2 protein-coding genes, 1 tRNA gene and 2 pseudogenes are annotated in these 4300 nt (G+C 66.3%); 4 read left to right on the top strand and 1 reads right to left on the bottom strand.

Annotated elements, in window-relative coordinates; translation table 11 throughout:
* The 4 genes and pseudogenes from HR086_RS45105 to HR086_RS45090 all read left to right on the top strand — a co-directional run.
* Positions 1 to 478: pseudogene (locus tag HR086_RS45105) on the top strand (DNA primase); the annotation flags it as partial.
* 92 nt (positions 479 to 570) lie between these two features.
* Positions 571 to 2688: an RNA polymerase sigma factor RpoD gene (rpoD, locus tag HR086_RS45100; protein WP_141644122.1), complete on the top strand. Its 2118-nt coding sequence runs from the start codon at positions 571 to 573 to the stop codon at positions 2686 to 2688.
* A 98-nt stretch (positions 2689 to 2786) separates the two neighbouring features.
* Complete coding sequence (locus HR086_RS45095) at positions 2787 to 3221, top strand: MGMT family protein (protein ID WP_174453405.1); 435 nt, start codon at positions 2787 to 2789, stop codon at positions 3219 to 3221.
* A 125-nt stretch (positions 3222 to 3346) separates the two neighbouring features.
* Positions 3347 to 3419, top strand: a tRNA-Ile gene (locus HR086_RS45090).
* 115 nt (positions 3420 to 3534) lie between these two features.
* Here HR086_RS45090 and HR086_RS45085 read toward each other — a convergent pair.
* Positions 3535 to 4300: pseudogene (locus HR086_RS45085) on the bottom strand (hypothetical protein); the annotation flags it as partial.

Below are 4300 nucleotides of genomic sequence, written 5' to 3'. Positions count from 1 at the left end.
CCCGCTGCCCGAGAAGCCGCCCCCGCCCATGGAGGCGCTCTACGTGGCCTCCGTGCTGAGGGAGCCTCGCCTGCTCGGCAGGGATGTCTTTCGTGTCTGTGACGAGCTGTCCCACATGGGACTGCGCATGGCGCTCGCGCATGCCACGTCGGGCCAGGGCACCCAGGATGCGCTCTTCGAAGCAGCCGAGTCCGTGAAGCGCGCCATCGAAACGTCCTGGCGCCAGCTCCCCTCGGAAGGCCAGGAGCTCGAGCATGCGTTCTTCGCCATCTGCCGGGAAATCATGGTGCGGCGCATCGACGAGCGGCTCACTTATATAAAGCGCGCGACAGAGCAGACGCCGGGAGCGTTCGACCTCACGGAAGAGACGCGGCAACTGTTGTCGGAGCGCGTGGAACTGCTGGCCCTCAAGAAGCGTGTCCTGGAGGAGCTCAAGCCCGCTTCCCCGGGAACAAAGGCGCCCATGCAACCGGTTTGACTTCGCGTTTGTAAGAAACCCTGACTTTGCGGTAGATCGGCCGGCTCGCCCCAGGCCTCAAGCCCCTGAATTTCTTAAGGAGAAGTACCCGAATGCCGACGCAGAAGCCCTCGAAGGCGTCCGTGAAGCCCACCAAGAAGAAGGTGGATCCGGTGATCCGCAAGAAGAAGGCACCGGACAGTCCCGCGGCGAAGGGTGCTGGGGTGAAGGCTGGGACCGAGGAGCAGGAGCCCCTGGAGGCCAAGGAGGCGCCCGCCGAGGTCGAGACGAAGAAGAAGAAGAAGGGCGTCGTCTCCGCGGACGTGGACCCCGAGGAGGCCGCTGAAGAAGCCGCCGCCGCCGTCGAGGTGGACCCGGACGCCGTCGAGGACGACGTCGAGGAGGACCCCGTCGCCGAGCGCAAGGAAGTGAAGGACCTGCTCGCCCAGGGGCGAGAGAAGGGCTTCCTCACCTACGACGAGGTGAATGACGCGCTGCCCGCCGACATCGTGTCGTCCGATCAAATCGACGACGTGATGAGCATGTTCGGCGACAACGACATCGAGATTGTCGATGCGCAGAAGGCTGCTCAGAACAACGAGATCAAGCCCACCGTCACCGTCGAGGAGGAGAAGGAAGACGTCGACGAGGACGAGAAGGACGAAGACGACGAGCCGGGTGGCAAGTCGAACGACCCGGTGCGCCTGTACCTGCGCAAGATGGGCAGCGTCAGCCTGCTCACGCGCGAGGGCGAGGTCGAAATCGCCAAGCGCATCGAAGAGGGCGAGAAGGAAGTGCTGCGCGCCCTGCTCGCCTGCAAGGTCGCCGTCGAGGAGATCCTCGACATCGGCAACAAGCTGAAGACGGCCAAGCTGCGCGTGCGCGACGTCATCAAGGACGCGCCCGAGGAGGCCCAGGCCGAGGGCGCCGAGGAGGCTCCCGAGGAGGTCGGCGAGGGTGACGCCCCGGCGCAGCTGGCGCAGAGCGAGCTCAACAAGATTGAGCAGATCTGCAAGCAGATCGAGCGCTTCCGCAAGTTCGCCAAGGACTGCGACGTCTTGGAAGAGGAGCTCATCTCCAAGAAGAAGCTGACCGAGGTGCGCAAGAAGGAGCTCAAGCAGGAGATGAAGGACCTCCGGACCAAGATGATGGAGGTCTTGGAGGAGATGCGGCTGAACAAGAAGCAGGTCGACCGCATCGTCGTGAATCTCAAGGGGCTCATCGAGCGCGTTGAGAAGGCCGAGGACGAGCTTCGTGATTTGGAGCGCCGCTACGGCATCTCCATGAAGGAGCTGCGCCCGCAGCTGAAGGAGTCGCGGGAGAATCCGAACATCGGCAAGAAGCTGCAGAAGCAGCTCAACCTCACGCCCGAGCAGCTCGAGGTCCTGGACCGCGACGTGCGCACGGCGGTTCGGAAGATCAAGAAGGTGGAGGAGGAGGCCAACCTCCCCGTGGATGCGCTGCGCCGCAACTACGACGCCATCCGCCTGGGCGAGAAGCGGGCCGAGCGCGCCAAGAGCGAGCTGGTGGAGGCGAACCTGCGCCTCGTGGTGTCCATCGCGAAGAAGTACACGAACCGCGGCCTCCAGTTCCTGGACCTCATCCAGGAGGGCAACATTGGCCTGATGAAGGCCGTGGACAAGTTCGAGTACAAGCGCGGCTACAAGTTCTCGACCTACGCCACCTGGTGGATTCGTCAGGCCATTACGCGCGCGATCGCCGACCAGGCCCGCACCATCCGCATCCCGGTGCACATGATCGAGACCATCAACAAGCTCATCCGCACCAGCCGCTACCTGGTGCAGGAGATTGGCCGCGAGCCGACGCCGGAGGAAATCGCGGAGAAGATGGAGCTGCCGCTCGACAAGGTGCGCAAGGTCCTGAAGATCGCCAAGGAGCCCATCTCCCTGGAGACGCCCATTGGCGAGGAAGAGGACAGCCACCTGGGTGACTTCATCGAGGACAAGAGCCTCGTGTCGCCGGCGGACGCGGTCATCAACATGAACCTGGCGGAGCAGACCCGCAAGGTGCTGGCCACGCTGACGCCGCGCGAGGAGAAGGTGCTCCGCATGCGCTTCGGCATTGGCGAGAAGAGCGACCACACGCTGGAAGAGGTGGGCCAGGACTTCGAGGTGACGCGCGAGCGCATCCGTCAGATCGAGGCCAAGGCGCTGCGCAAGCTGCGTCACCCCAGCCGCTCCAAGCGCCTGCGCTCCTTCGTGGAGAGCTGACGCCTTCCTGACGGCTCCATCGTGAGCCGTCACGGGAAGTCCCGAGGCCCCCGCTCCTTCATGGACCGGGGGCCTTCGTGTTTCTAGAGTCGGGCGCCGTGGCGCTCTCCAAGTCCAGGACGACGACGAAGACGAAGTCCCGAGCGGAACCCGAGGCGTCGGCTCCGCCGAAGCGTCCGCCCTTCTCCGAGGCGGTATGGCGCGCGGTGCGCTCGATTCCGCGAGGCCAGGTGCGCTCGTATTCGCAGGTGGCGTTGTACGCGGGACGTCCCGGGGCGGCGCGCGGCGTGGGGCGCGAGATGACGAAGCTGCCTCCGGGACAGGAGCTGCCGTGGTGGCGTGTGACGAAGGCGGGAGGGACGCTGGCGTCCACGGTGGCGAATGAGCAGGCGAAGCGCCTGCGCGCCGAGGGCGTCACGGTGGAGCAGCGTGGGCAGGTGTTCCGGGTGAAGGTGGCCCAGGAGCCCGCGACGCCCGCGAAGCAGCAGGCCTCACGCAAGACGGGCGCTCCCACGTCGAAGCGGAAGCGCTGACGCAAGGCGCGCACAAAGCCTCACGCCGACGCGAGAGGCAGCGTCAAATCAGGGGGCCGAGTGGCGCTTGCCAGCAACGCATGCGCGGGGATATGCCACCGGACACGCGGGTTGTTCACGCATGGGGGCCCTTAGCTCAGCGGTTAGAGCTGTCGGCTCATAACCGATTGGTCCCTGGTTCGAATCCAGGAGGGCCCACTCCCCTTCCCCCGTCAGACGCCTCGGTCAAGCCACCGAGGCTTCGTCTTCTGACAATGGCAGTCATCGGGAAGAAGAGGCCTTGCTTGCGCAAGGCCCCACGGACTCGCCGCGGCTACCTCCACCACAGGAGGGCCAGGCCCGACGCTCCCGGAGTCGATTGCTCCGTCTGCCAATTCGTCAGGGGCTCTCCCCCACGGCCGGCGATGCCCAGGTATCCCGTCACAATCCGTCCACCCGGCTGCTGACCGTTGCCGCCTTCAGTCGCCAGGAGCGTGACGCTGGGATGCGCATATGACGAGCCGCCGCCACCGCCTCCGCCTGAGTAGGTGTACCGGCTGCCGCCACTTCCTCCGCCATACCAACCCGAGCCACCTCCCCCTCCAGAGCCATTCCCCATCCCGCGTCCTCCCAGGTGGCCGGTGGCGACGGGCTGGGCACTGGACTGGCAGGCACGAGACGCCCCTCCTTGCAAAGCGTCTCCCGGAAGCCCCGGCGCCGCACAGGTCACCGGCTCCGGCGGCTGCCGGTTGTTGCTCGGCCCCGCCACACCTCCCGCGTTCTGCATTCCTCCGCCGCCGCCTCCCGCTCCGGACAGGTAGTAGTCATTGAGCCGGCCGTCCTGTCCATTCCCGCCCACGGGGCCTCCACCGCCCCCTGCTCCGCCCAGGGGGTCTTCATCCCTGGAGCAACCACTGCATCCGTCATGTCCTCCGCCGCCGCCTCCCGCCGCCACCAGCATGACCTGCCCGGCACGGAGGACCTGCGAGGCACCACCACCGCCCCCTTGCGAGTCGCCACCGCTCGCGATGCGCAGCTCGAGAGACTCCCCTGGGGTGACCGGGACGCGCGCGTGGAGCCATGCGCCTCCGCCTCCAGGC

The organism is Myxococcus sp. CA039A (genome assembly GCF_013336645.1).
GTDB lineage: Bacteria > Myxococcota > Myxococcia > Myxococcales > Myxococcaceae > Myxococcus > Myxococcus llanfairpwllgwyngyllgogerychwyrndrobwllllantysiliogogogochensis.
The sequence above is the reverse complement of the archived record's forward strand: the minus strand, read 5'-3'. Positions and strand labels throughout refer to the sequence as shown.